The following is a 23154-nucleotide window of genomic DNA, read 5'->3' on the forward strand; positions in this document are numbered from 1 at the left end:
CCTGTGGCTGTGTGATCGCCTCGGGGATCGTCGATGAACCCGCTGTATGTGATTTCCGGCGTGATCGCGCTGGCGCTGACGGTGTATCTGGTATTTGCGTTGCTCAAGCCGGAGTGGTTCGAATGAGTGCCAACGAGTATCTGCAAGCTGCACTGTTTCTCGGCGTGTTGCTGGCACTGGTGAAACCGCTCGGCGCGTATATGGCGTTGGTATTTTCCGACACCCCGAATCGGGTCACGCGCTTCGGCGCGGGGGTTGAAAATTTGCTGTATCGCCTCTGCGGAATTCGTCGCGATCAGGATATGAGCTGGCAGCGGTATGCACTGGCGATGCTGATGTTCAACGTGCTCGGTTTGCTGTTCGTTTACGCCATCCAGCGTGTGCAGCAATGGTTGCCCCTGAATCCGCAGCATTTCGATGCGGTCAGTCCGGATTCGGCGATGAACACCGCGATCAGCTTTGCCAGCAATACCAACTGGCAAGGTTACGGCGGCGAATCAACAATGAGTTATCTGACCCAGATGCTCGCCCTGAACGTGCAGAATTTTCTGTCTGCCGCAACCGGCATCGCGGTATTGATCGCGCTGATTCGTGGCTTCACGCGGCGCAATGCAAAGACCATCGGCAACTTCTGGGTCGACATGACTCGCAGCGTTTTGTACGTGTTGTTGCCGCTGTCCTTCGTGCTTGCGCTCGCGTTGGTTTCGCAAGGTGTGGTGCAGAATTTCGAGCCGTATCGCAACGTGCCCCTAGTCGAAGCCACCACCGCCAGCGAAACCCAAAAAGATGCCGAAGGCAACGCGCTGAAGGATGCTGCCGGCAAGGAAATCATCAAGGAAACCCAGGTCACCGAACAGACCTTGCCGTTCGGCCCAGCCGCGTCGCAGATCGCGATCAAGCAGCTCGGCACCAACGGCGGCGGTTTCTTCAATACCAACTCGGCGCATCCATACGAGAACCCCACGCCGCTCAGTAATTTCCTCGAGCTGCTGTCGATCCTGCTGATCCCGGCAGCGCTGTGTTACACCTTCGGCAAAATGGTCGGCGACCGTCGTCAGGGCTGGACTTTGCTCGCGGCGATGCTGGTGATTTTCGTACCGCTGGTGCTCGCGTGTACTTATGCCGAGCAGGCCGGCAATCCGGCGTTGACCGCGCTCGGTGTCGACCAGAATGTATCGGCGCTGCAAGCCGGCGGCAACATGGAAGGCAAGGAAACGCGCTTCGGTATCGTCAACTCGACGATCTGGGCGAGCGCCACTACCGCCGCGTCGAACGGTTCGGTGAACGCGATGCACGACTCGTTCACGCCGCTCGGCGGGCTCGTGCCGATGTGGCTCATGCAACTCGGTGAAGTGATATTTGGCGGCGTCGGCTGTGGCCTTTACGGCATGCTCGCGTTTGCGATCGTTGCGGTGTTCATCGCTGGTTTGATGGTCGGGCGCACGCCGGAATATCTCGGCAAGAAGATCGAGGCGTTCGAGATGAAAATGGCCAGTCTGGTCGTGTTGATTCCGTGTGCGATGGTGTTGATCGGCACGGCTGTTGCTGTGCTTTCGGCCTCGGGCGTTGCCGGGATTGCGAATCCCGGCGCGCACGGTTTCAGCGAAATTCTCTACGCGTTTTCGTCAGCGTCGAACAACAACGGCAGCGCGTTTGCCGGTCTCTCCGCGAACACGCCGTTCTACAACATCCTGCTCGGCATCGCGATGTTCCTCGCGCGTTTCCCGCTGGCGATCGGCATGCTCGCGGTGGCCGGTTCGCTGGCTGCGAAAAAGACTGTACCAGTCTCCGCCGGAACCTTGCCGACCCACACGCCGCTGTTCGCGACCTTGCTTGCGATCACCGTGGTGATTATCGGGGCGCTGACTTTTTTACCCGCGCTGGCGTTGGGTCCGGTTGCAGAATTTCTGATCGCTTCGGGACACTAAGATGACTCCTACTACTGATCGTATCGGCGCTGATCGCAGCAAGGGTTTTGATCGCGCGTTATTCGTCCCGGCATTGCTCGAATCGGTGCGCAAACTTGCACCGCAACGCCAGTTCCGAAATCCGGTGATGTTTGTGGTTTTTGTCTGCAGCCTCATGACGACATGCTTGTGGTTGCAGGCGTTGTTTGGTCACGGCGAAGCGCCCGCGGGATTTATTTTGTGGGTCAGTTTGTGGCTGTGGTTCACCTTGCTGTTTGCGAACTTTGCCGAGGCGCTGGCCGAAGGTCGCGGCAAGGCGCAGGCGCAAGCGTTGCGCAGCGCGCGCCGTGATGTGCTGGCGAATAAACTTCCTTCACCGAATCGTCTTGGCACGGTCACACCGACCTCGGCCAGCGATTTGCGCAGCGGCGATCTGGTGCTGGTGCAAGCCAACGAGCAGGTTCCCGGCGACGGCGAAGTGATCGAAGGTGCGGCCTCGGTCGACGAAAGTGCGATCACCGGTGAATCCGCGCCGGTGATTCGCGAATCCGGCGGCGATCGCAGTTCGGTCACCGGTGGCACACGCGTATTGTCGGATTGGCTCGTAGTGCGTATCGCCAACAATCCCGGCGAAAGTTTTCTCGATCGCATGATCGCGATGGTCGAAGGCGCATCGCGACGCAAGACGCCGAATGAAATCGCACTGACGATTTTGCTCGCCAAACTCACCTTGGTTTTCCTGCTTGCCTGCGTCACCTTGCTGCCGTATTCGCTGTACAGCGTTCAAGCCGCAGGACATGGCGAACCGATCACGATCACCGTGCTCGTGGCGCTGCTGGTGTGCCTGATTCCGACCACGATCGGCGGCCTGCTTTCGGCGATTGGTATCGCGGGTATGGATCGCATGATTCAAGCCAACGTGATCGCCACGTCGGGCCGTGCGGTCGAAGCCGCGGGCGATGTCGATGTGTTGCTGCTCGATAAAACCGGCACGATCACGCTTGGCAATCGCCAGGCGGTTGCGTTCCATCCCGCGCCGGGTGTGGCGGTTGAAGCTTTCGCCGATGCGGCGCAGCTTGCATCGCTCGCCGACGAAACGCCGGAAGGTCGCAGCATCGTGGTGCTCGCCAAGGAAAAATTCGGTTTGCGCGAACGTGACCTGCAGCAGCACGACATGCAGTTCGTGCCGTTCACCGCACAGACGCGCATGAGCGGCGTGGACATGGCCGGTCGGCAAATTCGCAAAGGCGCGCTGGATGCGGTCGAGCGTTATCTGATCAGCGTCGGTGGCACCTTGCCGGCCGAAGTGCGGCGCAGCGCCGAGATCGTCGCGCGCCAGGGCGCGACGCCGCTGATCGTTGCCGATGGCCGCCACGCGCTCGGCGTGATCGAGCTCAAGGATATCGTCAAGGGTGGCATCCGCGAGCGCTTCGTCGAGCTGCGCCGCATGGGCATCAAGACCATCATGATTACCGGCGACAATCCGCTCACCGCCGGCGCGATTGCGGGCGAAGCGGGCGTCGATGATTTCCTCGCTGAAGCCACGCCCGAAGCGAAGCTCAAACTGATCCGCGACATCCAGGCCGAAGGCCGACTCGTCGCGATGTGCGGCGACGGCACCAACGATGCACCGGCGCTCGCGCAGGCCGATGTCGCGGTGGCGATGAACACCGGCACGCAGGCGGCGAAAGAGGCCGGCAACATGGTCGATCTGGATTCCAATCCAACCAAACTCATCGAGATCGTCGAGATCGGCAAGCAGATGCTGATCACGCGCGGCGCGCTGACCACGTTCTCGGTCGCCAACGATGTCGCGAAATATTTCGCGATCATTCCGGCGGCGTTTGCGAGCACGTATCCGGCCTTGAATGCGCTCAACGTGATGCATCTCGCCACGCCGCAAAGCGCGATTCTGTCGGCGGTGATTTTCAACGCGCTGATCATCATTGTGCTGATTCCGCTGGCGCTGCGCGGCGTGCGTGCACGTGCGCTGGCGGCGGGTGCACTGCTTCGTCGCAACCTGCTTGTCTACGGCGTTACCGGCCTGCTGGTGCCGTTCGTCGGCATCAAGCTGATCGACATGGTTCTGGTTTTGTTTGGGCTTGCCTGAGGAATAACGATGCGTATGCACATGCTTCGCGTGATTTCGATCGATCCGCTTTTTCCCGATGATGATCATCACATGGATGTCGCCGCCAACGACGCGGAATGCGGACCGGTGCTGCTGCAACCGCTCAAGATTGCAGCGATTGAAACGTCGCTAGCAGTCAGCGAAAACGATGCCTATTGGCTCGGCGGCTACGCCGGAATTTGAGTCACTTTTCTTTGGCTCGTCATTGACCGGTGAAGCGGGTCAATGACAGAGTTTTTCTACACAACAGATCGATTTCAGTTTGGTTCAAGAGGGGTTTTTATGCGTGCGGTTTTTCTGTCTGCAGCCATTTCTGCAACTTTGTTATCCGTCTCGACCAGCGCGATGGCGCAACCCGGCGCCGTTGATGAATCCGCCGACAACGGTGTCAATAGTGTCGCGGCATCCGCCCCGATCGCTAGTGGATCCAGCGACTGCAGCCACGGATTTTTCAGTCGTCTCGCCAGCGCGTATCGCGAAGATGCCAATCCTGCGCCGAGCGATCCGAACGCGCCTGCGCCAGCACGGCGTGGGTTGGATTCGCCATTTTCCTCAGCGCCGTTTCCTTCTGCCGAATGGCAGCTCGGCGGCGTCGATTATGCGATCGGCGTGCCGAACGAAAACTCGCAATATCCGCTGGAAAGAGCGCTGGCCTGTACGCCGCTCGGGCACTGGATGCAGGACAATCGCATCGAGGTTTACGGCTGGGTCAATCCGTCGGCGAATCTCAGCAGCTCGAACTTCAATGCCTATCCGTTATCGTATGCAACGCGTCCGAATCGGGTCGAGTTCGATCAGTTCCTGGTGCGTGTCGAGCGCCTGCCGGACACAGTGCAGACCGATCATATCGACTGGGGTTTTCATTTCGATAATCTTTACGGTTACGACTACCACTACACCACGTCGAAAGGTGTTTTCAGCAACCAGCTTCTGAACAATCCCAACCCGAATCAGCCGATCGCGGCGAACGCCGGCGTATCCGGAAAAGTGTACGGCGACGATCCGATGATCTGGTACGTCGACATGTACATTCCGTCGATCGCTCAAGGCATGCAGATCACCGCAGGCCGTTTCCTTTCGTTGCCCGATATCGAAGCGCAGTTCGCGCCGCAAAACTATCTGCTGACGCATTCGATTTTGTATACCACCGACGCCTACACCAACATCGGCGTGCTCACCACGACCAAACTTTCGGATAATTGGACGGTACAACTCGGCGTGCACAGTGGTGACGACGTGGCGCCGTGGAACAAGGCATCGACCGCGTCGTTGCAAGCCTGCGTGCGCTGGGTATCGGACTCGAACAACGACATGTTGTATCCGTGCGTCGAGTCGTACAACGGCAGGAAACAAACCTACAATAATCTGCAGGAATTCGTGCTCACGTGGGGCCATCGCTTCACCCCGAATGTGCACATGCTGACCGAAGGTTATCGCATCTATGTCAACGACCAGCCGGGCTTGCCGCCAGGGCAGGCGGCGCAGATCGGCGTGGTCAATTATTTCAATGTCGAGCTCGATCCAGCCAACATGATTTCGTTCCGCAACGAATGGGTCAAGGACGAGCAGGGCCAGCGCACCGGTTACGCCACGCGCTATGTCAGCACGACGCTCGGCATGACCCATTGGGTTAATCAGAATCTCGAAATTCGTCCGGAAATTCGCTACGAACATTCGCTCGATGTACCGGCGTATGACAATGGCACGAAGTCCACGCAAAAGACCTTGCTGGTCGATGCGATCTTCCATTTCTAAGGCCGCTATATTCCGTCGCGTATCGCAACGAGTTTGCATTTGAATTGTTCAAGAGGCAGCTATCATGATCACCGTACTTCGCAATGCCCTGATGTCGCTGTTGTTGCTCACGCTGATTACCGGCGTGATTTATCCGCTCGCGGTAACTGGTGTCGGCCAGTTGTTTTTTCCGCGCCAGGCGAACGGCAGCGTGATTGAGCGTGATGGCAAGGCACTCGGCTCGGAGCTAATCGGCCAATCGTTCAGCAGCCCGAAATATTTCTGGGGCCGACCTTCGGCGACCGCGCCATTCGCGACTAATTCGGCCTCGTCCGGTGGCTCGAATCTCGCTTCCAGCAATCCGGCGCTAGCCGACGCCGTGACACAACGCATCAAGACTTTGCGCGACGCCGATCCAGGCAATACGACGGCGGTGCCGGTGGATCTAGTGACGAGTTCGGCGAGCGGCCTCGATCCAGAAATTTCACCGGCCGCAGCGGCGTATCAGGTATCGCGTGTCGCGCAAGTGCGCGGCATTCCGCCGGCGCAGGTGCAGGCGCTGGTCGAGCAGGCCAGCGCGGGCCGTACTTTCGGCTTGCTCGGCGAGCCACGAGTGAACGTACTCAAGCTTAATTTGCTGCTCGACGGAAAATACTAGAAGCTACGCATCGAACTGGCAGGTTCGCGCTGACTTCGCGCTGCGCAAAGTCGGGATGTCGCAACAGAGTCTGTGTTTTCTGAGCGCAGCAAAATCCATCCATCACGGCAAGATAGCGGGTCACAAAAATGTCCATTCGTCTTCGCGGCTTTATTTATTCTCTTGTTGCCATTGCTATCGGCAGCGTCGGTATTTCTGTTGCACATGCCAATGATGAGGCGATCGACGGTCGTATTCGGAGCAGCAACGGCGATCAGGTCAACGCGTGTTTTGATCAGGGAACCGCGTTATCTGTTGGCGAAGAATTCGAGGTCGTGCGGCACGCGTTGCAAACCCCGCCGAAAGGTGTGGCCACGATCAAGTCCGCAGCCGTCGGCGTGATTCGCATCGAAACGGTCGATAGCCACACGTGCGCCACGGCCAAGCTGCTCGCCGGTTCTGCGCAGTCGCTCGATTGGGTCGAGCCGAAAATCCATCCGTAAGACATCGTCTGCCGCTGATCGACACGACGGCGTTCCTACGCCGACGCCGGTAGAGGCATAATCAAGTCATGCCCAGCAGCTCGCCAGACCAGCGTCCCGATCCCGATGCCTTGCTTGCACGCGTGCAGAAAGACGAAGCGCGCGCTCAGCGTGGACGGCTGAAGATTTTTTTCGGCGCGTCGGCCGGCGTCGGTAAAACGTACGCAATGTTGCAGGCGGCGCATCAGCAAGTTGCCGCCGGCGTCGATGTCGTGGTCGGTTATGTCGAATTGCATGGCCGCGCGGAAACCGAAGCGTTGCTCGCCGGTCTCGAAATTCTGCCGCCGCAATTGCTCGAACATCGTGGCATCGTGCTGCGTGAATTCGATCTCGATGCGGCGCTCGTACGCAAGCCGCAACTGCTGCTGGTCGATGAACTCGCGCATTCGAATCATCCCGGCGCGCGCCACGCAAAACGCTGGCACGACGTCGAGGAATTGCGCGATGCCGGAATCGATGTCTACACCACGGTCAACGTCCAGCACGTCGAAAGCCTCAACGATGTGGTCGCGCAAATCACCGCGACGCAGGTGCGCGAAACCGTACCCGACGGCGTATTCGAAAGTGCCGACGAGGTCGAGCTGATCGATCTGCCGCCCGATGAATTGCTGCAACGTCTGCGCGAAGGGCGCATCTACACCGGTGAGAAAAGTCATCAGGCGCTTGATCGGTTTTTTCGCAAAGGCAACCTGATCGCTTTGCGCCAGCTCGCACTGCGCGCCACGGCCGATCGCGTTGATGCGGCGATGCAGGAATACCGCTCGCGGCACGCGATCGAAAATCCATGGCTTGCCGGTGAACGTGTTCTGGTTTGTGTCGGTCCAGATCCTTTATCGCAACGTGTCGTGCGCGCAGCACGGCGCATGGCGGTCGCGCTGCATGCGGAATGGCTCGCGGTGTATGTCGAAACGCCGGACCTGCAGCGATTGTCGAAGGCCGCACGCGATCGTGTTTTGCGCACGCTCAAGCTCGCGCAGGAACTCGGCGCGGAAACCGCCAACCTCAGCGGCGAGAGTGTTGCTGCCGAACTCATCGCCTACGCGCGGCAGCGCAACGTCAGCAAGATCATCGTCGGCAAACCGTTGCGAGCGCGCTGGCGCGATCGTTTCCGCCTTACTCTCGTCGACGAACTGGTGCGCCAGAGCGGGCACATCGATGTCTACGTGATCAGCGGCGAGGCGGGTGAACAATCGAGCGTGCCGCCTCGGTCCACCACGCGCTCCAGCCCTTGGCCGGCGTATGCAAGTGGCCTGCTCGTGGTCGCGCTGGCGACTGCGATATGCTGGCTCATGGTCGGACATTTCGAGTCGACCAATCTCGGCATGGTTTATCTGCTCGCCACCGTCATCGTCGCTGCCCGCATTGGCCGTGGCCCGGCGGTGATGGCGACCATGCTCGGTGTGTTGCTGTTCGATTTCCTGTTCGTGCCGCCGTATTTTTCGTTCGCGGTATCCGACAGTGAATACGTGATCACGTTTGCGGTGATGCTCGTGGTCGGGCTGGTCATCAGCAACCTCACGGCGCAAGGCCGGCGCCAAGCGAGCATCGCGCGCCATCGCGAGCGGCGCACCGCTGAACTGTACGAACTCAGCCGTGAACTCGCGCGCGCACGCGATGTGTCGAGCATCAGCGAAATCCTGTGTCGGCACGTACTTGCCAGCATCGATGGCGAGGCCGTTGTGCTGCTGCCGGATGGCGATGAACGACTTCAGGACCCGACCAATTTTTGTCGTCGCGGCCAGGCGCGCGTGTCGGCGACGGTCGAGCGTTATCCGGTGCCCGGCAACGAGCTTGGCATCGCGCAGTGGGCGCACGATCATCGCGAGCCGGCTGGCATGCACACCGATACGCTGGCAAGTGCGGATGCGATCTATCTGCCTTTGGCGGCACTGAAGCGCAGCCTCGGTGTGCTCGCGTTGCGACCGCAGGTTGCGCAGCAACTCGAAGTGCCGGAGCAACGTCATCTACTTGAATCCTTCGTCAGCCAGGCTGCGGTGGCGGCGGAGCGCGTGCAGCTCGCCGACGCTGGTCATGCTTCAGGTCTTGAGGTGGAATCCGAACGCCTGCGCAATGTGCTGCTGAGTTCGATCTCGCACGATTTCCGCACGCCGCTGGCGAGCATCATCGGCTCGGCCTCGACCTTGCTTGAAAGCACGCCGGGCCAGCTCGATGAGGCGAGCAAGCAGACGCTGCTGCAGACGTTACTCGGCGAAGCGCGACGCATGAATCGGCTGGTCAGCAATCTGCTAGACCTGACGCGTTTGAGTTCGGGAAAAATTTCGCTGACGCGCGACTGGATGGCGCTTGATGAAATGATCGGCGCGGTACTCACGCGTCTGCAACCCGTCTTGACTGATCGCAAGGTACGCCTCGATCTGCCGGAGAATTTACCGCTGGTTTCGTGTGATGAAGTATTGATCGAGCAGGTGTTGGTGAACCTAATCGAGAACGCGATCAAACACACGCCGCCGCAGACCGCGATCGAGATTGGCGCCGACGTTGCCGATGGCGCACTTGCCGTACGCGTGCGCGATCATGGCGACGGATTGCCGCAAGGCGAGGAGTTGCGCGTGTTCGAAAAATTTCATCGCGTCAACGATGAAGGTCCGCAAAGCGGCTTTGGTCTCGGCCTGACGATTTGCAAATACATCGTGCAGGCGCATGGCGGAACCATCACCGCGTTTAATCGCAGCGATGGCGGTGCCGAATTTAGATTCACGTTGCCGCTGGGCATCGCGCCGGCGCCGACAACGCAAGATCGGCTGGATGCGTCATTGTCGTCACCAAACGACAGCGTTGATCAGCAAGAGTCGAGCAATGATTTTGACGCGCCATGAGTGAGCCGGAATGCGCATTGCTGTTAATCGAAGACGATCCGCAGATCCAGCGTTTTCTCGTCACCGCACTGGAAGCAAACGGCTTCGCATTATTGCTCGCCAGCACCGGTAATGAAGGTGTGCAGCTGGCCGCGATGCGCCAGCCGGAAATCGTGATCGTCGATCTCGGCTTGCCGGATATTTCTGGGCTGGAAGTCATACGCCGATTGCGCGAATGGTATCAACGCCCGATCATCGTACTGTCGGCGCGCAACCAGGAGTCCGACAAAGTCGCCGCGCTCGATATCGGCGCGGACGATTACGTCAGCAAACCGTTTGGCATCGGCGAACTGCTGGCGCGTCTGCGCGTGGCGCAACGCCATCAGATCGCGCGGCAGAGTGGCACGGTTGAAACACGCATCGAAATCGGCAACCTCGTGATCGATCTGGCCGCGCGCCGCATTCAGCGCGATGGTATTGATATCCATCTCACGCCGATCGAATACAAACTGCTCGGCGTGATGGCGCAGCATCGCGGCAAGGTGGTCACTCATCGCCAGTTGCTGCGCGAAGTGTGGGGCGCGGCGCACGTTGAATCGCCGCAATACCTGCGCATCTACATGCGTGCGTTGCGCGCGAAGATCGAGCCGGAACCAGCGCGACCGAAATATCTGCTTACCGAAATCGGTGTGGGTTATCGGTTTGCCGAAAATGCGCCAGCGCTCTGACGCAAGTTTGCGGATTGCGCCAGCGCACGCGCTAACCGGTACGTCATTTTTTCACTTGGCGCTGCGTGGCGATGGCGAAAGCGTCATCCACAAATTGATCGCATACAGCACACCCGCCAGCCACATGCCGGCGCTGAAAATACCGACCACGGGCGCGATTGATCGGTGCCCGGTCAACATCCACGCGAGGGCAAGCATCGATACCGGCACGGTGATTTGATACAGCCAGAAAAATACCGTCGCCAATCGCGTTTCCAGCACCACGGGACGAACCAATCCGATCAGGCCAACCAAGGTCGGGATCATGAAACCGAGCAGATTCACATGCGCATGCACGGGCGCGAGCGTGAAGTTTTCGGTCGCGCCCATGTACGCGCCCAAGCTCATTCCCGCGACCAGATACAACGCAGCGATTTTCAAGAATCGAACAGACATCATGATTATTCCCCAGGATAAAGTCGCAGGATCGATTGATCCGCGTGCGCGGCGATTTCAACAGCAACAGGAGAGTTTTTCAAGGTTTCGGATATTGTCGCAACGGCTTCGGTCGCACTACAGATTCTTCATCGCAATAGTTCAATGACACGAACCTGATGTGTTGGAGCACGCCTGCGAAATATGGTGACGAAACAATCCCGCGTAATTGCCGAGCACGCCGGGCGTCACGTTCTTGTTGGTAAAATCTTTCGCGAGAAAACCAATAACCGGCAGGCCGGCAAAAGCATTGCCCTCATTTGATGTTCTGAGCGCATGCCCATTACCCGAAAGCGTGATGGCCAGCGTTCCGGATGTGAAAGACGAACCGTATTTAAACGGATCGGCGATGGCCATTAAAGGTGAGCCAAAAATGGGTGAACCAAAGATGCTCACAAGTGCGGCGGGCAGGATCACGATTACCTGGGATTCCCAGCAGAGTGTTGGCAGAGGCAACGGAGTTGGCACGCCGATGGAACCGGTGGACTGCGGAGTGCGCTCTTCGCGATCATATATCTTCACAACCATCAACTCGCAGGCCGAGGCCGGCCGAGTGGAGTCGCTACCAAAAATGTGCGTGAATGGCTGCACAGGCGAACTCAGAGTTGCATCAGCATAATAATGCTTGGTAGGAAACGTCACCATCCACTCGGAGGCCACGCTGCCGATAATAGGATTCAGTTCAAACTCGTTGAAAATTTGATCGGCGGTAAAAATCGAACTCACCGCATCGATCGAGCCGCCATTGCTCAGCGGCCACGACGAGGTAATCAGCGAACCATCTTCGCCGAACACATACGAAACTTCGTTGCCCGGCGAAATATTGCCGTTGTCACCACTGCTCAAATCTGGTGAGGGTGAACCTGCCGCGCCGAACAGGTTGCCGGCATTGGTGTAGAAACCATTCAGGGCCTCGGCGTTGTAACCGTACAACGTACCGGCGAGCGTATTGACGATACTCGCGCTGCCAAACAGGCCGCCGGTAGGCGAGCTGTAGTCGGCACTGTTCTGCGCGCCGATGATGGCTCCGCAGTTTTTCGGGACGCCATTGATATGCCTGATGTTGGTCAATGTTGTGCCGATCACGCTTGCCATTTCGATCAATTCGATGTGGCCGGTGCGAGTGCGTGACAGCTCAGTCGGTCCGCCATCGCCGGCGGGTGCGGAGTACGCGTGATTTGAAAATGCGACAAAATTGCGACCATCTAGCAGTAGCTCAGTCAAGCCCGCAGTGCCGGTCTTGATTGCGGGATCGGTACAACTGCTGTCCGGCGTGAGCAATGCCGCGGCGACGCTGTCATCGTTCGGGCGCTGGTTGACGCCGGCGGTATCGAATATCGTGGCAGTCCATACATCGTAGGGCGACAGATACAGATTGAAGTCGAGCACTTCCCTGCCGTTGTAACCTTCGAGAAAACGAACCTTGGCCACCTTGCCGGCGTTCTGCGTATTCACCACCGACACGAGAGTCTGATTGTTCGCGTTGACAGTGAAATAGGGATACAGCAACACTTGGCCGATACCCTGTGGGTTGAGGGATACGGCGCCGGCGGTGCCAGCCAATGCAGTCAATAACGCGCCGCTGAGTAGACGGAATTTCATCGTTTCGATCCTTGCGACTGCATATTTGAATGTGGTTGCGATGCGCCATGGTTGCCCATGCGCGCGAATGCTTTGGTCCGGCCTCAATGGCAGGCGCCATCGGGGCGTGTGCAGAGCCGAACAAGATGGTGACGATACAGGCCGGCGTAGTTGCCGAGCACGCCTGGCGTCACGTTCTTGTTGGTGAAATCCTTGGCCAGGAAACCCATGACGGGGAGACCGAAGAATGTATTACCTTCGGTTGAGGGGTTGCTGCTGCGTCCGTTCAGACGGATGTGTTCGATTCCGGAAGTACCACTTGCACCAATATCCCGCAGCGGATCTGTGTTCGCGAATAGCGGAGCACCGAAGATGGACGAGGTATAGCCTAAAGCGGCCCGAGGTTGAAACGCGATCGCCATCGCCTCCCAGCAAAGCATGGGATAAATGTAGTGAGGGCTGCCCCAGCCGCCATCGTCAAGACGTTGGGGGGTGCGTTCTTCGCGATCCTGCAACGTCGTTTGGACAATTTCACAGGCACTTGCGGGGATAGCCGGGTCTTTGCCAAACAACACGCTGAACGGCGGAGTCGGTGCCGTACGCGTCGGATCGGCATAATGGTATTTGGTCGGAAACGTGATTATCCATTCCGAGGCCACCGAACCGGTGGCTGGGTTGAGTTCAAATTCGTTGAAAAACTCAATCGCGGTAAACAACGAGCTCACCGCGTCGAACGAACCACCATTGCTTAGCGGCCAGGACGAGGTGATCGGTGAGCCGTTGTCGTCGAATACATATGACACCGCATTGCCCGCGGAGATATTGCTGTTGTCGCCACTGCCAAGATCCGGTAAAGCCGAGCCGCTTGCCGTGAACAGATTGCCGCTCACCGAATAAAATCCGCTCAGCGCTTCAGCGCCGGTGCCGTACAACGTGCCGTTCTGCACATTGACAATGCTTGCGCTGCCGAACAATCCGCCCGTGGGCGAAGTGTAGTCGGCGCTGCTCTGCGCGCCGATGATGGCGCTGCAATTTTTAGGCGTGCCGTTGTCGTGAGTGATATTGGTCAAGGTTGTGCCGATGACGGTTGCCATTTCGATCAACTCGATGTGGCCGGTACGTGTGCGCGACAGTTCAGTCGGCCCACCATCGCCGCTCAGCGCGGAATAAGCGTGATTTGAAAATGCGACAAAATTGCGGCCGTCGGGCAGCAGTTCGGTAAAACCCACAGTGCCGGTCTCGATCGCGGGATCGGTACAACTGTTGTCTGGCGTCAGCAATGCTGCTTCGGCGCTGCCGTCACTGGCACGTCCATTGATGTTCGCGGTATCGAACACGGTCGCGGTCCAGACATCGTAGGGCGACAAGTACAGATTAAAGTCCAGCACTTCGCGACCGTTGTAACCTTCGCGAAAGCGCACCTTGGCAACCTTGCCGGCGTTTTGCGTATTCACGACCGATATCAGCGTCTGGTTGCCGACGTTGACTGTGTAGTAGGGATACAGCAGCACCTGGCCGATGCCATTGGGATTCAGCGCTACGGCCTGCGCGTTAGTGGCGGCGAGGGTCAACGCAGCGAACAGCGTTTCGATCAATAGCTTCCGTTTCACGTTACTTCTCCGTATGTTCGCAACTCGCAGCGAGATACCTGAGTGTACCCGCGCGCTATTTGTTGCGCTATCGCATTGCCAGTCCGTGGCTCGCAAGACCTTTCAGAAATCCATGAAGTAGCCGCCATTCACCGGAATATTCGCGCCGGTGATATAGCTCGAATCTTCGGCGGCGAGAAAATTCACCACTCTTGCGATTTCACTCGGTTCGCCGAGGCGGCCGAGCGGGATGCCGGCGATGATCTGGTTGCGTACATTGTCAGGGATTTTGCTGACCATTTCGGTGCGGAAATAACCGGGCGAAATGCTGTTGACAGTGATGCCCTTGCGGGCGACTTCGCGCGCCAGCGCCATCGTGAAACCGTGCATGCCGGCTTTGGCGGCGGAGTAGTTGGTCTGGCCAAACTGTCCGGTCTGGCCGTTGACCGACGAGATATTGATGATGCGGCCGTAACCGCGCTCGCTCATGCCTTCAATCGCGTTGCGACAAATATTGAACACACCGTCGAGATTGATTCGCAGCACGTCGCTCCACTGCTGAGGTTCCATCTTGCGCAAGGTGGTATCGCGTGTGATGCCGGCGGCGTTGACGATGATATCCACCGCGCCATGCGTTTTTTCGACACGCTGGACCAGCGCGGCGCAGCTGGCGAAGTCGCCAACATCGAGCGCTTCGAAAAAAATCAGTGCCGCGAATTCGGCTGTTTCTTTCTGGAATTCGGCAATGCGATCAGCGCGGCTGGCGAGATCGGCGGCGATCACGGTAATGCCGGAATTCGCGAGGTGTTTGCAGATTTCGGTGCCGAGTCCACCGATGCCACCGGTGACGATGGCGACTCTTTTGGTCATGGAGTTTGTCCCCTTCAGCAATCAATAACGTCGCTGCCGGTTAGCCTGCGACGCAAAAAAAACGGCGCCGGATTCCTGGCAATCAATACAATCGAAAGCGGGGAGTATCAGGCGCCGGAATAAACCCGTCTGCGCGAGACGGGTTTTGGGTGTTTCAGGATTTCGGGTCTTTCGGCTTGTTCATCGTGCCGGCGGCGGCAGTGAGAAATCCCTGTTGCAGCGATTTCCACATGTCCATGTTGCGCTCGGTCAGGCCGTTCAACATCGACATCGGCGTCTTGCCCATGAGGTTGTTGAGTTCGCTGCGGAACTGGCCTTGCTGATCGATGAACACCTTGAGACTGCGTTCGAGGTAGCTACCCATGAAGCCCTGCATCGAATCGCCGTAGAAACGAATCACCTGCGATAACAGCCCGGTGGTGAACATCGGCTGGCCGCTGTCCTCATGCTCGGAGATGATCTGCAGCAATACCGAGCGCGTGAGGTCTTCACCGCTCTTGGCGTCGCGCACTTCGAAGTTTTCGCCATCGATGACCAACTGCCGAATTTCTTCCAGCGTGATGTAGCTGGAAATCTCGGTGTCGTAAAGACGACGATTCGGGTATTTCTTGATGATGCGGATTTGTGTCATGCAGCAAAGTTACCAGATTGTGCGGCGGCGCACCAGTTAGGTGCAGCAAAACCCTGATTCGACGCCCGTTTATGGACGCCCGGCACATGCTGCAATTGCTGGGATCGATCGCAGCTTGAGCCGCCGGTACATCAGCGCGAGCAAAAAATGCTGCAGCTCGAATCGCGCCGGCGCTGGTGCGGTATTGATCCAGGCATCACTTTTTTGCCGGCATGACATGCTAGGATTGGCGAATCATTTAGCCATCCAAACGTGTGGGGTTGCATGCAGATCGAAACCAAGTTGCCCAAGGTCGGTACGACCATTTTTACCGTGATGTCGCAACTTGCGTTGCAGCACAAGGCGATCAACCTCGGTCAGGGTTTTCCCGATTTCGAAGGGCCGCAAGCGTTGCGTGATGCGCTGACCGAGCACATGAATTCGGGCAAGAATCAGTATGCAATGATGACCGGCATTCCGCGCCTGCGCGAACAGATCGCGCTGAAGACGGAAAAACTCTACGGCCACAAGGCCAATATCGATACCGAAATTACTGTCACCAGTGGCGCGACCGAAGCGATTTTCGCGGCGATCGCCGCGACCGTGCGCGCGGGCGAAGAAGTGATCGTGCTCGATCCGTGTTACGACTGCTACGAACCCGCGATCGATCTGGCCGGCGCACGTGCGGTGCATGTGCCGCTCGACCCGCAGACGTTCGCGGTGGACTGGGATAGGGTCAAGGCTGCTATCACGCCGAAGACGCGCATGCTTATGGTCAACTCGCCGCACAATCCGTGCGGTTCGGTTTTCAGCGCTGCCGATCTTGATGCGCTGGCCGAGATCACGCGCAATACGCGCATCCTGATTTTGTCCGATGAAGTCTACGAACACATCGTGTTCGATGGCCTGCCGCATCAGAGTGTATTGCGTCGCCCCGAGCTTGCGGCGCGCAGTTTCGTAATCAGTTCGTTCGGCAAAACGTATCATTGCACCGGCTGGAAAGTCGGCTACTGCATTGCGCCCGCCGCGCTCAGTGTCGAGTTCCGCAAGGTGCATCAGTACCTGACGTTCTGCACGTTCACGCCGGCGCAATGGGCGCTGGCGGACATCATGGAAAGCGATCCGCAGCATTATCTCGATCTGCCAAAATTCTACGAAGATCGGCGCGATAATTTTCGTCAGCTACTCGCGGGCAGTCGCTTCGTTTTGCCGAAGGTTGGCGGTGCGTATTTCCAGCTCGCGGATTATTCGGCGATCAGTGATATGGACGATCTGAATTTCTGCGAATGGCTCGCGCGCGAGGGCGGTGTCGCGGCGATTCCACTGTCGGCATTTTACGAAACACCACCGGCGAGCAAGCTGATACGGCTTTGTTTTGCCAAATCGGATGCGACCCTGCAAGCGGCGGCGGAGCGTTTATGCAAGATCTGAAAATCAGCCTCGTCCAGGGCGCGACACGCTGGCACGATGCCGCGGCCAATCGCGAATATTACGGCGCATTGGTACGCAGCCTGAAAGGGCAGAGCGATCTGATCGTATTGCCGGAGACTTTCACCAGCGGCTTCACCAACGAAACCCTCGGCAATGCCGAGTCGATGCAAGGCGAAAGTGTGACTTGGTTGCGCGCGCTCGCGAGCGAAGTCGGCAGCGTGATCACGGGCAGCATGGTGATTCGCGAAAACGATCGATGTTACAACCGCCTGTTCTGGGTGCGCCCGGACGGAACGCTGGCAACCTACGACAAGCGTCATTTGTTTCGCATGGCCGGCGAACACGAACGTTACGCCGGTGGCGAGCAGCGGCTGATCGTCGAGCTTAACGGTTGGCGCATCTGTCCGCAGGTGTGTTACGACTTGCGTTTTCCGGTGTGGTCGCGCAATCGCTACAACGTCAGCGCCGCGAATCGTTTTGACTACGACCTGCTGATTTTTGTCGCCAACTGGCCAACGCCGCGACGTTATCCGTGGAGTACGTTGTTGCGCGCGCGTGCGATCGAAAACCTGACTTATTGCGTCGGCGTAAATCGCGTCGGCCTCGACGGCAATGACCTGCATTATTCCGGCGACAGTGTGGTGCTGGATTTTGTCGGCCAGCCGCTGATTGAACTCGGTGCGCAGGAACAAGTCGTGACCGTGAGCTTGAGCGCAGCAGCGCTCACCGCGCATCGCGAACGTTTTCCGGCGTGGATGGATGCCGACAGTTTCGAGATTTCTCGCTGACGCCACTGGCGAGGTTATTTTGAAATCTCATACATCGGATTGCTGCGTGCGGATCATTCATGGCCTGCTCGCAGCAATCCATAAACCGACCGGACTTATTCCAGCGTTAACCGCGTGCGGTTGTCCTCGGAAACGCGATCAACCAGCCTCAGCCGCCCAGACCGTCGTCCCAATAAGGTTCCGGGCCGAACCGATCAGCGAGGAAATCGATCAGGCTGCGCGTCTTGGCGGGCAGGGTGCGCGTCTGCGCATACACCGCGTATACGGCGATGCTGGGCGAGCGCCATTCGCACAATAACGGCACCAGCCGACCGGCGCGCAAATCATCAGCGGCGATAAAACTTGGCAACACCGCAACACCGACGCCAGCAACCGCGGCGGCGGCGATGAAGTCGCCGTTGTTTGCGCTCAGTGTGCCACTCAGGCGCAACGCCTGAGTTTCCTCGCCACGCAGAAAAGTCCACTCAATGCCGCGCGTGGACAAGGTGTAAACCAGACAATTGTGTTGCTGCAAATCGTTCGGCTGCTGCGGTGTGCCGTGCTCGGCGAGATAAGCGGGCGAGGCGACCACAACGATACGGCACGGTGCAAGACGGCGAGCAATCAGACTCGAATCGCGCAGGATCGAAATGCGAATCGCCAAATCGAATCCCTCGTCGACCAGATCGACCATGCGATCGCTCAGGCTCAGATCGATTTCGACTTGACGAAAGCGCCGCTGATATTCGCCCAAGGTCGGCGCCAGATGGCGTATGCCAAAGCTGGTGGGCGCGGAAATTCGCAGTCTGCCACGCGGCTCGTTCTGCGCTTGCGCTGCTTCGGATTCCGCTTCGGCGAGTTGCGCGAGAATTTCGCTGGTGCGCTGATAATACGATTGACCCGGACCGGTCAGGCTGAGGCGTCTTGTGGTGCGATTGAGCAGGCGGATGCCGAGGCTGTCTTCGAGGCCCTGCACCAGTTTGCTGGCCATTGCACGCGAGATGCCGAGCTGCTCGGCGGCGGCCGTGAAGCTGCCGCTATCGACCACTCGCACAAAGATCTGGATCGCGCTGAATTTGTCCAATCGGAATGCCGCGCAGGAGTTTGACGGGCATCACTTTGAACCGCCGCGCGCCGGACTGCAAGCGCGAGGCGTTCGATCAACCGGCGTGATTGATGCGCAGTGAGGGGCTGCGATGCCGGCCGGCAAGTTCGCACGCGAGCACGTAGCGCTTGGCCTGGCGCACGCGCGCAAAGTTACGCAACACGGCGCCACTCCACGGACACATCACTTCAAAGCGCGCGGCGTCGACAATGCCGAGTTGATCGTGTTCTTCGATACGCTCGATACGATAACCGAGCACAGTCATTTCCAGGGTTCGCAAGCTACGCATCTGTCGCCTCGTGGTGTGTGGAATCAACTGTGGCGCAGCTTACGGATATCGAGTGTGGCCGCGGTAAAGGCGAAGTTGCTTCGGCGTTAAGCGATATCGGCTGGCAACACTTCAACCGCGCCGATGCGCACACCGCCTTGATCGACAATGCAGAAAAAATGTCACCATTGGCCGCCGTTTGGCGTTGTAAGTAGCAGACCATATTGCGTGACGCGTCCTGCAGACAATGCTGGCGGGGATAATCGCCGACAGTCTAGAATGTAAAATAAAGTAACTGGTGGATAGATACACGCCTTTGGCGACAACTTGGGAGAAGGGAAATGAAAAAGTCGTATCAGGTTTTGGCGGGAATGCTTTTGGGTCTGGCGTTTCAGGCTGGCGCGTTGGCAGCGGGCGGCGGTCGCCCTAGCGTTGGCGTGGTCGAGTTCAAGAATGAAACCAGCGCGGGCTGGTGGACTTCCACGGTAGGTTCGGAGTTGTCCGGCATGCTCTCCAACGAACTCGCATCGACCAACAGCTTTCGTGTGGTCGAACGCAAGAAACTTGAGAGTGTGCTCGAAGAGCAGAATCTGGCCGCATCCGGCCGTGTTGCACCGGGTCAGGGCGCCAAGATCGGCAAGCTCACTGGCGCCGAATATCTGATTATGGGTACGGTCACGTCGTATCAGGAAAACACCTCCAGCACCGGCGGCGGATTAAGTTTCAAAGGCATTTCGCTCGGCGGTAAAAAGAGCGAAGCCTATGTCGCGATCGATGTGCGTGTAGTCAATGCAACCACAGGCGATATCGATTTCACGCGCACCATCGAAGGTCGCAGCAGCGGCGGCGGCTTGAGCGTCGGCGTGTATCGCGGCGGTTTCGGCGGCGCGCTCGGCCATGAAGAAAACACGCCAACCGGCAAGGCCATTCGTGCTGCTCTCGTCGAGATCAGCGAGTACCTCGAATGCGTGATGGTCAAGCGTGATGGCTGCGAAGCCGAGTATCAACAGAAAGAACAGAAGCGTCGTCAGGGCGACAAGAAAGCGCTCAAGCTCGACTAGGAAAGTCGAATACTGGAAATTCGGCGACTTCCTGTCGCGGACAAAATAAAACGGCGGAAGATTTCTTCCGCCGTTTTTTTATGGCATTACCGTTTCATTCAACCCAGCGAATCAACCCGGGCGACGCGGCGGTCCACGGCGACGTTGCGAAGGTGCATTGTCTGGCGTTGCGCGATTGCCGATGTTGTCATCGACTGGTCCACGCTGATGATCCGACCGGCCCGCATAATTGGCGTTGCTGCCTTGCGGACGCGCATTGCCGCGTGGGCCGTTGCCCGTATTGCCACGAAATTCTCCACGCGTATTGCCATTGCCTGACGGCGCGGCATTGCCATGACGACGTTCTGGCGGACGACCGGCGCCGGCCGGACCTGACGGACGACGTTCGCCACGCGGTCCGCCGGGAGCCGCATTGCCACGCGGTGCCGAAAAATCACGTGGCGCCGCATTGCCGCGCGGAGCGGAATTTCCACGGGGTGCCGAGTTGCCATAAGGCGCCGCGTTGCCGTGCGGTGCGGGACGATCACCACGCGGTGGCGGACGACGCGGGCGATCGGTATTGGCACCGCCGTAAACATTCTCACGCTGTCCCTGGCCTTGACCCGGGCGCGGCGGTTTGCCCGAACGCGGTCCGGTCGGCGGAGTGAAACCGTTTTCCGGACTCGGGAACCACGTGCGCGGCTGAAAACCGCCGGCGTCCTGCGGATTGCCGGGGCCACGACGTGGGCCGCCGCGCGCATTCGGATTGGCGTTGCCGCGCGGGCCGGACGGGCCGCGATTCGCCGTGTTGCCGCCAGCAGAATTCCACGGACCTTGTTCCTGGCCGGGAGCACGGCGCTGGCCTTGACCCTGACCTTGCGCCGGACCACGACGTTGCCCCTGACCCGGACCACCGTTGCGACGCGGGCCGGCGCCTGCGCCTGCGCCGGGACCGCGCGGCGCGCCGCCATTCGGGCCGCGCTTCGCATTGAAGCGACCACCGGGACGCGACGGCGTATCGTCGCGGATACGATCAAACGCGCGCAGTTCACGACCTTCGTCGTGACTGCTGCTGCCGGTCCACGCTTGTTGCGCGCGTGGCTCGGGACGGAATTCGTTACCGGTTTTGGCGCGACGCTGGTTGATCACCGGCTGCAACGTCAGCACCGGCTCGGGTGCGGTGGCACCGACGAGTTGGCGCAACGCTTTGACCTGATCGGCATCCAGATTTTCACAACCACCTTTACGCAGCAGTCGCGGCAATTCCACATTGCCATAACGCGTGCGCTTGAGTCGGCTGACCATCAAACCTTGCGACTCCCACATGCGGCGAACCTCGCGATTGCGACCTTCGCGCAGAACGATGCGGAACCACGAGTGGCTGTCGCCGCGACTGATGATGGCGAGTTCTTCGAAGCGTGCAGGGCCGTCTTCCAGTTCGACGCCGCTCTGCAATTTCTCCAGCGCCTCGTCCGGCACTTCGCCATGCACACGGCAGATATATTCGCGTGCGATCTCGGTGCTCGGATGCATCAGCGTATGCGCGAGTGCGCCATCGGTGGTGAGCAGCAGCAAGCCGGTGGTATTGATATCGAGACGGCCGATGGTGATCCAGCGCGCACCTTTCAGGCGCGGCAGCTGTTCGAACACGGTCGGGCGGCCTTCCGGATCGTCGCGTGTGGTGACCACGCCTTCGGGCTTGTGGTAGACCAGCACTTCGGCGTTTTCGTTGTTGTCGGTGACCGCGACGAACAGTTTGCCGTCGAGTTCGACACGATCGCCGGGACGCAGGCTGGAGCCGAGCGTGGCAGCGGCGCCGTTGACCTTGACCTCACCCGCTTCAATGCGGGTTTCGAGCAGGCGGCGTGAGCCGAGGCCGGCGGTGGCGAGCACTTTGTGCAGGCGTTCTTCCAGAACGATGTCGCCTTCTTGCGGGCGTTTGAGACTAAGGACGGTGCGCGTTGGCGCGTTCATGCGGGTTGCTCCGGGGTGGCGGCAGTCTCGTCGTCGGCGGTTGCCGCGTCGAGGGATTCACTGGTGGGTGGGAGGGACGTTGCGTCGACCGCAATGTCGTTGGATTCGATGCGCGTGGCATCGCGGTGTTCGACCGGCACGGTTTCGTGCGCGGCGGAAGATGGGTTGGTGCTGGTTGATTCCATCAATTCGTCGGGTTCGTCGTGTGGTTCGGTTGTTGGTTGTTCGCTCGACACGTTCTCGTCGGATATCTCGTCGCTTTCGATTTCCGCGAGAAGAGCAATCGGTGCCACGGACGGGCCGAGCATGAGCTGTGGATCGAGATCATCCATGTCGTGGATCTCCGCCAGCGGCGGCAATTGATCCAGCGATTTCAGATTGAAATAGTCGAGGAAATTCTTGTTGGTGCCGTAGATCGCCGGCTTGCCGGGCACGTCGCGATAACCGACGATACGCACCCATTCGCGCTCTTCGAGCGTCTTGATGATGTTGGTTGAAACGGCGACACCGCGGATCTGCTCGATCTCGCCGCGCGTGATCGGCTGGCGGTACGCGATCAACGCCAGAGTTTCGAGCAGCGCGCGCGAATAACGCGTCTGGCGCTCGGTCCACAGCCGCGCTACCCATTGGTGTTCATCGTACCGCACCTGATAACGAAAACCCGATGCGACTTCGACCAGTTCCACGCCACGCTGCTCGCTGTCCTGGCGCAACTCGTCGAGCGCCTGCGCGATCTGGTCGTGGCTCGGCATTTCTTCCTCGCCGAACAGCGCGAGTATTTGCGCGATCGTCAGCGGCTGCCCGGCGGCGAGCAGGGCGGCTTCGGTGATGCGTTTGAGTTGAGCAAGTTCGATCATGTAGGTCAGGTGTTGTGGCTTGCGATAGTAAAAATGTTCATCGGTTCGGAGGCAATGGCAACGCCGATTTGGTGCTTGCGTTGAGTTGAAATT

General features: G+C 58.9%; 22 protein-coding genes. 13 read left to right on the forward strand and 9 right to left on the reverse strand.

What is annotated here, in order from left to right; translation table 11 throughout:
• Window positions 1-33 precede the first annotated feature (33 nt).
• From kdpF to ELE36_RS08035, 9 genes are all read left to right on the forward strand, one after another.
• Window positions 34-126 (forward strand): K(+)-transporting ATPase subunit F, encoded by a 93-nt coding sequence (gene kdpF / locus ELE36_RS07995; RefSeq protein WP_129832566.1) that lies wholly within the window; start codon window positions 34-36, stop codon window positions 124-126.
• Window positions 123-1928 carry a potassium-transporting ATPase subunit KdpA gene (gene kdpA / locus ELE36_RS08000; RefSeq protein ID WP_129832567.1) on the forward strand — a complete coding sequence of 602 codons (1806 nt, stop codon included), beginning with the start codon at window positions 123-125 and terminating at the stop codon, window positions 1926-1928. The genes kdpF and kdpA overlap by 4 nt, the downstream gene beginning before the upstream one ends.
• A 1-nt stretch (window position 1929) precedes the next feature.
• Entirely contained in the window at window positions 1930-4017 is a 2088-nt protein-coding gene (kdpB, locus tag ELE36_RS08005) for a potassium-transporting ATPase subunit KdpB (RefSeq protein ID WP_129832568.1), read from the forward strand.
• Between the two features lie 9 nt (window positions 4018-4026).
• Window positions 4027-4221: a hypothetical protein gene (locus ELE36_RS08010; RefSeq protein ID WP_129832569.1), complete on the forward strand. Its 195-nt coding sequence runs from the start codon at window positions 4027-4029 to the stop codon at window positions 4219-4221.
• 99 nt (window positions 4222-4320) lie between these two features.
• Window positions 4321-5793: an outer membrane beta-barrel protein gene (locus ELE36_RS08015; protein ID WP_242512391.1), complete on the forward strand. Its 1473-nt coding sequence runs from the start codon at window positions 4321-4323 to the stop codon at window positions 5791-5793.
• Between the two features lie 64 nt (window positions 5794-5857).
• Window positions 5858-6430 (forward strand): potassium-transporting ATPase subunit KdpC, encoded by a 573-nt coding sequence (gene kdpC, locus ELE36_RS08020; protein ID WP_129832570.1) that lies wholly within the window; start codon window positions 5858-5860, stop codon window positions 6428-6430.
• Between the two features lie 128 nt (window positions 6431-6558).
• Window positions 6559-6912 carry a hypothetical protein gene (locus ELE36_RS08025; RefSeq protein WP_129832571.1) on the forward strand — a complete coding sequence of 118 codons (354 nt, stop codon included), beginning with the start codon at window positions 6559-6561 and terminating at the stop codon, window positions 6910-6912.
• 68 nt (window positions 6913-6980) lie between these two features.
• Window positions 6981-9788 carry a sensor histidine kinase gene (locus ELE36_RS08030; RefSeq protein WP_129832572.1) on the forward strand — a complete coding sequence of 936 codons (2808 nt, stop codon included), beginning with the start codon at window positions 6981-6983 and terminating at the stop codon, window positions 9786-9788.
• Entirely contained in the window at window positions 9785-10495 is a 711-nt protein-coding gene (locus tag ELE36_RS08035; protein ID WP_129832573.1) for a response regulator, read from the forward strand. The genes ELE36_RS08030 and ELE36_RS08035 overlap by 4 nt, the downstream gene beginning before the upstream one ends.
• Window positions 10496-10546: 51 nt before the next feature.
• Here ELE36_RS08035 and ELE36_RS08040 read toward each other — a convergent pair whose 3' ends face one another.
• The 5 genes from ELE36_RS08040 to phaR form a co-directional block, all read right to left on the reverse strand.
• Window positions 10547-10930, reverse strand: coding sequence for a cytochrome-c oxidase (locus ELE36_RS08040; RefSeq protein WP_129832574.1), 384 nt, complete (start codon window positions 10928-10930; stop codon window positions 10547-10549).
• 141 nt (window positions 10931-11071) lie between these two features.
• The gene (locus tag ELE36_RS08045) at window positions 11072-12571 is read right to left on the reverse strand and encodes a hypothetical protein (RefSeq protein WP_129832575.1); all 1500 of its coding nucleotides are present in this window, start codon (window positions 12569-12571) and stop codon (window positions 11072-11074) included.
• An 83-nt stretch (window positions 12572-12654) separates the two neighbouring features.
• A complete protein-coding gene (locus ELE36_RS08050; protein WP_129832576.1) occupies window positions 12655-14160 on the reverse strand; it encodes a hypothetical protein in 1506 nt (501 codons plus the stop codon).
• Between the two features lie 102 nt (window positions 14161-14262).
• Window positions 14263-15009 (reverse strand): acetoacetyl-CoA reductase, encoded by a 747-nt coding sequence (gene phbB / locus ELE36_RS08055; RefSeq protein ID WP_129832577.1) that lies wholly within the window; start codon window positions 15007-15009, stop codon window positions 14263-14265.
• Between the two features lie 154 nt (window positions 15010-15163).
• Window positions 15164-15640 carry a polyhydroxyalkanoate synthesis repressor PhaR gene (phaR, locus tag ELE36_RS08060; RefSeq protein WP_129832578.1) on the reverse strand — a complete coding sequence of 159 codons (477 nt, stop codon included), beginning with the start codon at window positions 15638-15640 and terminating at the stop codon, window positions 15164-15166.
• Window positions 15641-15904: 264 nt separating this feature from the next.
• On the opposite strand from phaR, the gene ELE36_RS08065 reads away from it, so the two are divergent.
• Window positions 15905-17050, forward strand: coding sequence for a pyridoxal phosphate-dependent aminotransferase (locus tag ELE36_RS08065; RefSeq protein WP_129832579.1), 1146 nt, complete (start codon window positions 15905-15907; stop codon window positions 17048-17050).
• Window positions 17038-17838, forward strand: a complete 801-nt coding sequence (locus ELE36_RS08070) for an amidohydrolase (RefSeq protein WP_129832580.1) — start codon at window positions 17038-17040, stop codon at window positions 17836-17838. The genes ELE36_RS08065 and ELE36_RS08070 overlap by 13 nt, the downstream gene beginning before the upstream one ends.
• 148 nt (window positions 17839-17986) lie before the next feature.
• Here ELE36_RS08070 and ELE36_RS08075 read toward each other — a convergent pair whose 3' ends face one another.
• A complete protein-coding gene (locus tag ELE36_RS08075) occupies window positions 17987-18901 on the reverse strand; it encodes a LysR family transcriptional regulator (protein ID WP_129832581.1) in 915 nt (304 codons plus the stop codon).
• Window positions 18902-18977: 76 nt separating this feature from the next.
• The gene (locus ELE36_RS08080; protein ID WP_129832582.1) at window positions 18978-19211 is read right to left on the reverse strand and encodes a hypothetical protein; all 234 of its coding nucleotides are present in this window, start codon (window positions 19209-19211) and stop codon (window positions 18978-18980) included.
• Window positions 19212-19240: 29 nt separating this feature from the next.
• On the opposite strand from ELE36_RS08080, the gene ELE36_RS20315 reads away from it, so the two are divergent.
• Window positions 19241-19405 (forward strand): hypothetical protein, encoded by a 165-nt coding sequence (locus ELE36_RS20315; protein ID WP_165371533.1) that lies wholly within the window; start codon window positions 19241-19243, stop codon window positions 19403-19405.
• A 126-nt stretch (window positions 19406-19531) separates the two neighbouring features.
• Entirely contained in the window at window positions 19532-20251 is a 720-nt protein-coding gene (locus ELE36_RS08085) for a CsgG/HfaB family protein (RefSeq protein ID WP_129832583.1), read from the forward strand.
• 111 nt (window positions 20252-20362) lie between these two features.
• Here ELE36_RS08085 and ELE36_RS08090 read toward each other — a convergent pair whose 3' ends face one another.
• Entirely contained in the window at window positions 20363-22204 is a 1842-nt protein-coding gene (locus ELE36_RS08090; protein ID WP_129832584.1) for a pseudouridine synthase, read from the reverse strand.
• Window positions 22201-23061, reverse strand: a complete 861-nt coding sequence (gene scpB, locus ELE36_RS08095) for an SMC-Scp complex subunit ScpB (RefSeq protein ID WP_425480900.1) — start codon at window positions 23059-23061, stop codon at window positions 22201-22203. Before scpB ends, ELE36_RS08090 begins: the two co-directional genes overlap by 4 nt.
• Between the last annotated feature and the right edge of the window lie 93 nt (window positions 23062-23154).

This window comes from Pseudolysobacter antarcticus, assembly GCF_004168365.1.
GTDB classification, from domain to species: Bacteria; Pseudomonadota; Gammaproteobacteria; order Xanthomonadales; family Rhodanobacteraceae; genus Pseudolysobacter; species Pseudolysobacter antarcticus.

What these genes read in the sequence shown, in the direction of transcription:
- ELE36_RS08065 (WP_129832579.1), top strand. Translation starts at nt 15,905, where the DNA reads ATGCAGATCGAAACCAAGTTGCCCAAGGTCGGTACGACCATTTTTACC.
- phaR (WP_129832578.1), bottom strand. Translation starts at nt 15,640, where the DNA reads ATGACACAAATCCGCATCATCAAGAAATACCCGAATCGTCGTCTTTAC.
- ELE36_RS08040 (WP_129832574.1), bottom strand. Translation starts at nt 10,930, where the DNA reads ATGTCTGTTCGATTCTTGAAAATCGCTGCGTTGTATCTGGTCGCGGGA.
- ELE36_RS08030 (WP_129832572.1), top strand. Translation starts at nt 6,981, where the DNA reads ATGCCCAGCAGCTCGCCAGACCAGCGTCCCGATCCCGATGCCTTGCTT.
- kdpC (WP_129832570.1), top strand. Translation starts at nt 5,858, where the DNA reads ATGATCACCGTACTTCGCAATGCCCTGATGTCGCTGTTGTTGCTCACG.
- phbB (WP_129832577.1), bottom strand. Translation starts at nt 15,009, where the DNA reads ATGACCAAAAGAGTCGCCATCGTCACCGGTGGCATCGGTGGACTCGGC.
- ELE36_RS08045 (WP_129832575.1), bottom strand. Translation starts at nt 12,571, where the DNA reads ATGAAATTCCGTCTACTCAGCGGCGCGTTATTGACTGCATTGGCTGGC.
- ELE36_RS08085 (WP_129832583.1), top strand. Translation starts at nt 19,532, where the DNA reads ATGAAAAAGTCGTATCAGGTTTTGGCGGGAATGCTTTTGGGTCTGGCG.
- kdpB (WP_129832568.1), top strand. Translation starts at nt 1,930, where the DNA reads ATGACTCCTACTACTGATCGTATCGGCGCTGATCGCAGCAAGGGTTTT.
- ELE36_RS08070 (WP_129832580.1), top strand. Translation starts at nt 17,038, where the DNA reads ATGCAAGATCTGAAAATCAGCCTCGTCCAGGGCGCGACACGCTGGCAC.
- ELE36_RS08025 (WP_129832571.1), top strand. Translation starts at nt 6,559, where the DNA reads ATGTCCATTCGTCTTCGCGGCTTTATTTATTCTCTTGTTGCCATTGCT.
- ELE36_RS08090 (WP_129832584.1), bottom strand. Translation starts at nt 22,204, where the DNA reads ATGAACGCGCCAACGCGCACCGTCCTTAGTCTCAAACGCCCGCAAGAA.
- ELE36_RS08035 (WP_129832573.1), top strand. Translation starts at nt 9,785, where the DNA reads ATGAGTGAGCCGGAATGCGCATTGCTGTTAATCGAAGACGATCCGCAG.
- ELE36_RS08010 (WP_129832569.1), top strand. Translation starts at nt 4,027, where the DNA reads ATGCGTATGCACATGCTTCGCGTGATTTCGATCGATCCGCTTTTTCCC.
- scpB (WP_425480900.1), bottom strand. Translation starts at nt 23,061, where the DNA reads ATGATCGAACTTGCTCAACTCAAACGCATCACCGAAGCCGCCCTGCTC.
- kdpA (WP_129832567.1), top strand. Translation starts at nt 123, where the DNA reads ATGAGTGCCAACGAGTATCTGCAAGCTGCACTGTTTCTCGGCGTGTTG.
- ELE36_RS08015 (WP_242512391.1), top strand. Translation starts at nt 4,321, where the DNA reads ATGCGTGCGGTTTTTCTGTCTGCAGCCATTTCTGCAACTTTGTTATCC.
- ELE36_RS08080 (WP_129832582.1), bottom strand. Translation starts at nt 19,211, where the DNA reads ATGCGTAGCTTGCGAACCCTGGAAATGACTGTGCTCGGTTATCGTATC.
- kdpF (WP_129832566.1), top strand. Translation starts at nt 34, where the DNA reads ATGAACCCGCTGTATGTGATTTCCGGCGTGATCGCGCTGGCGCTGACG.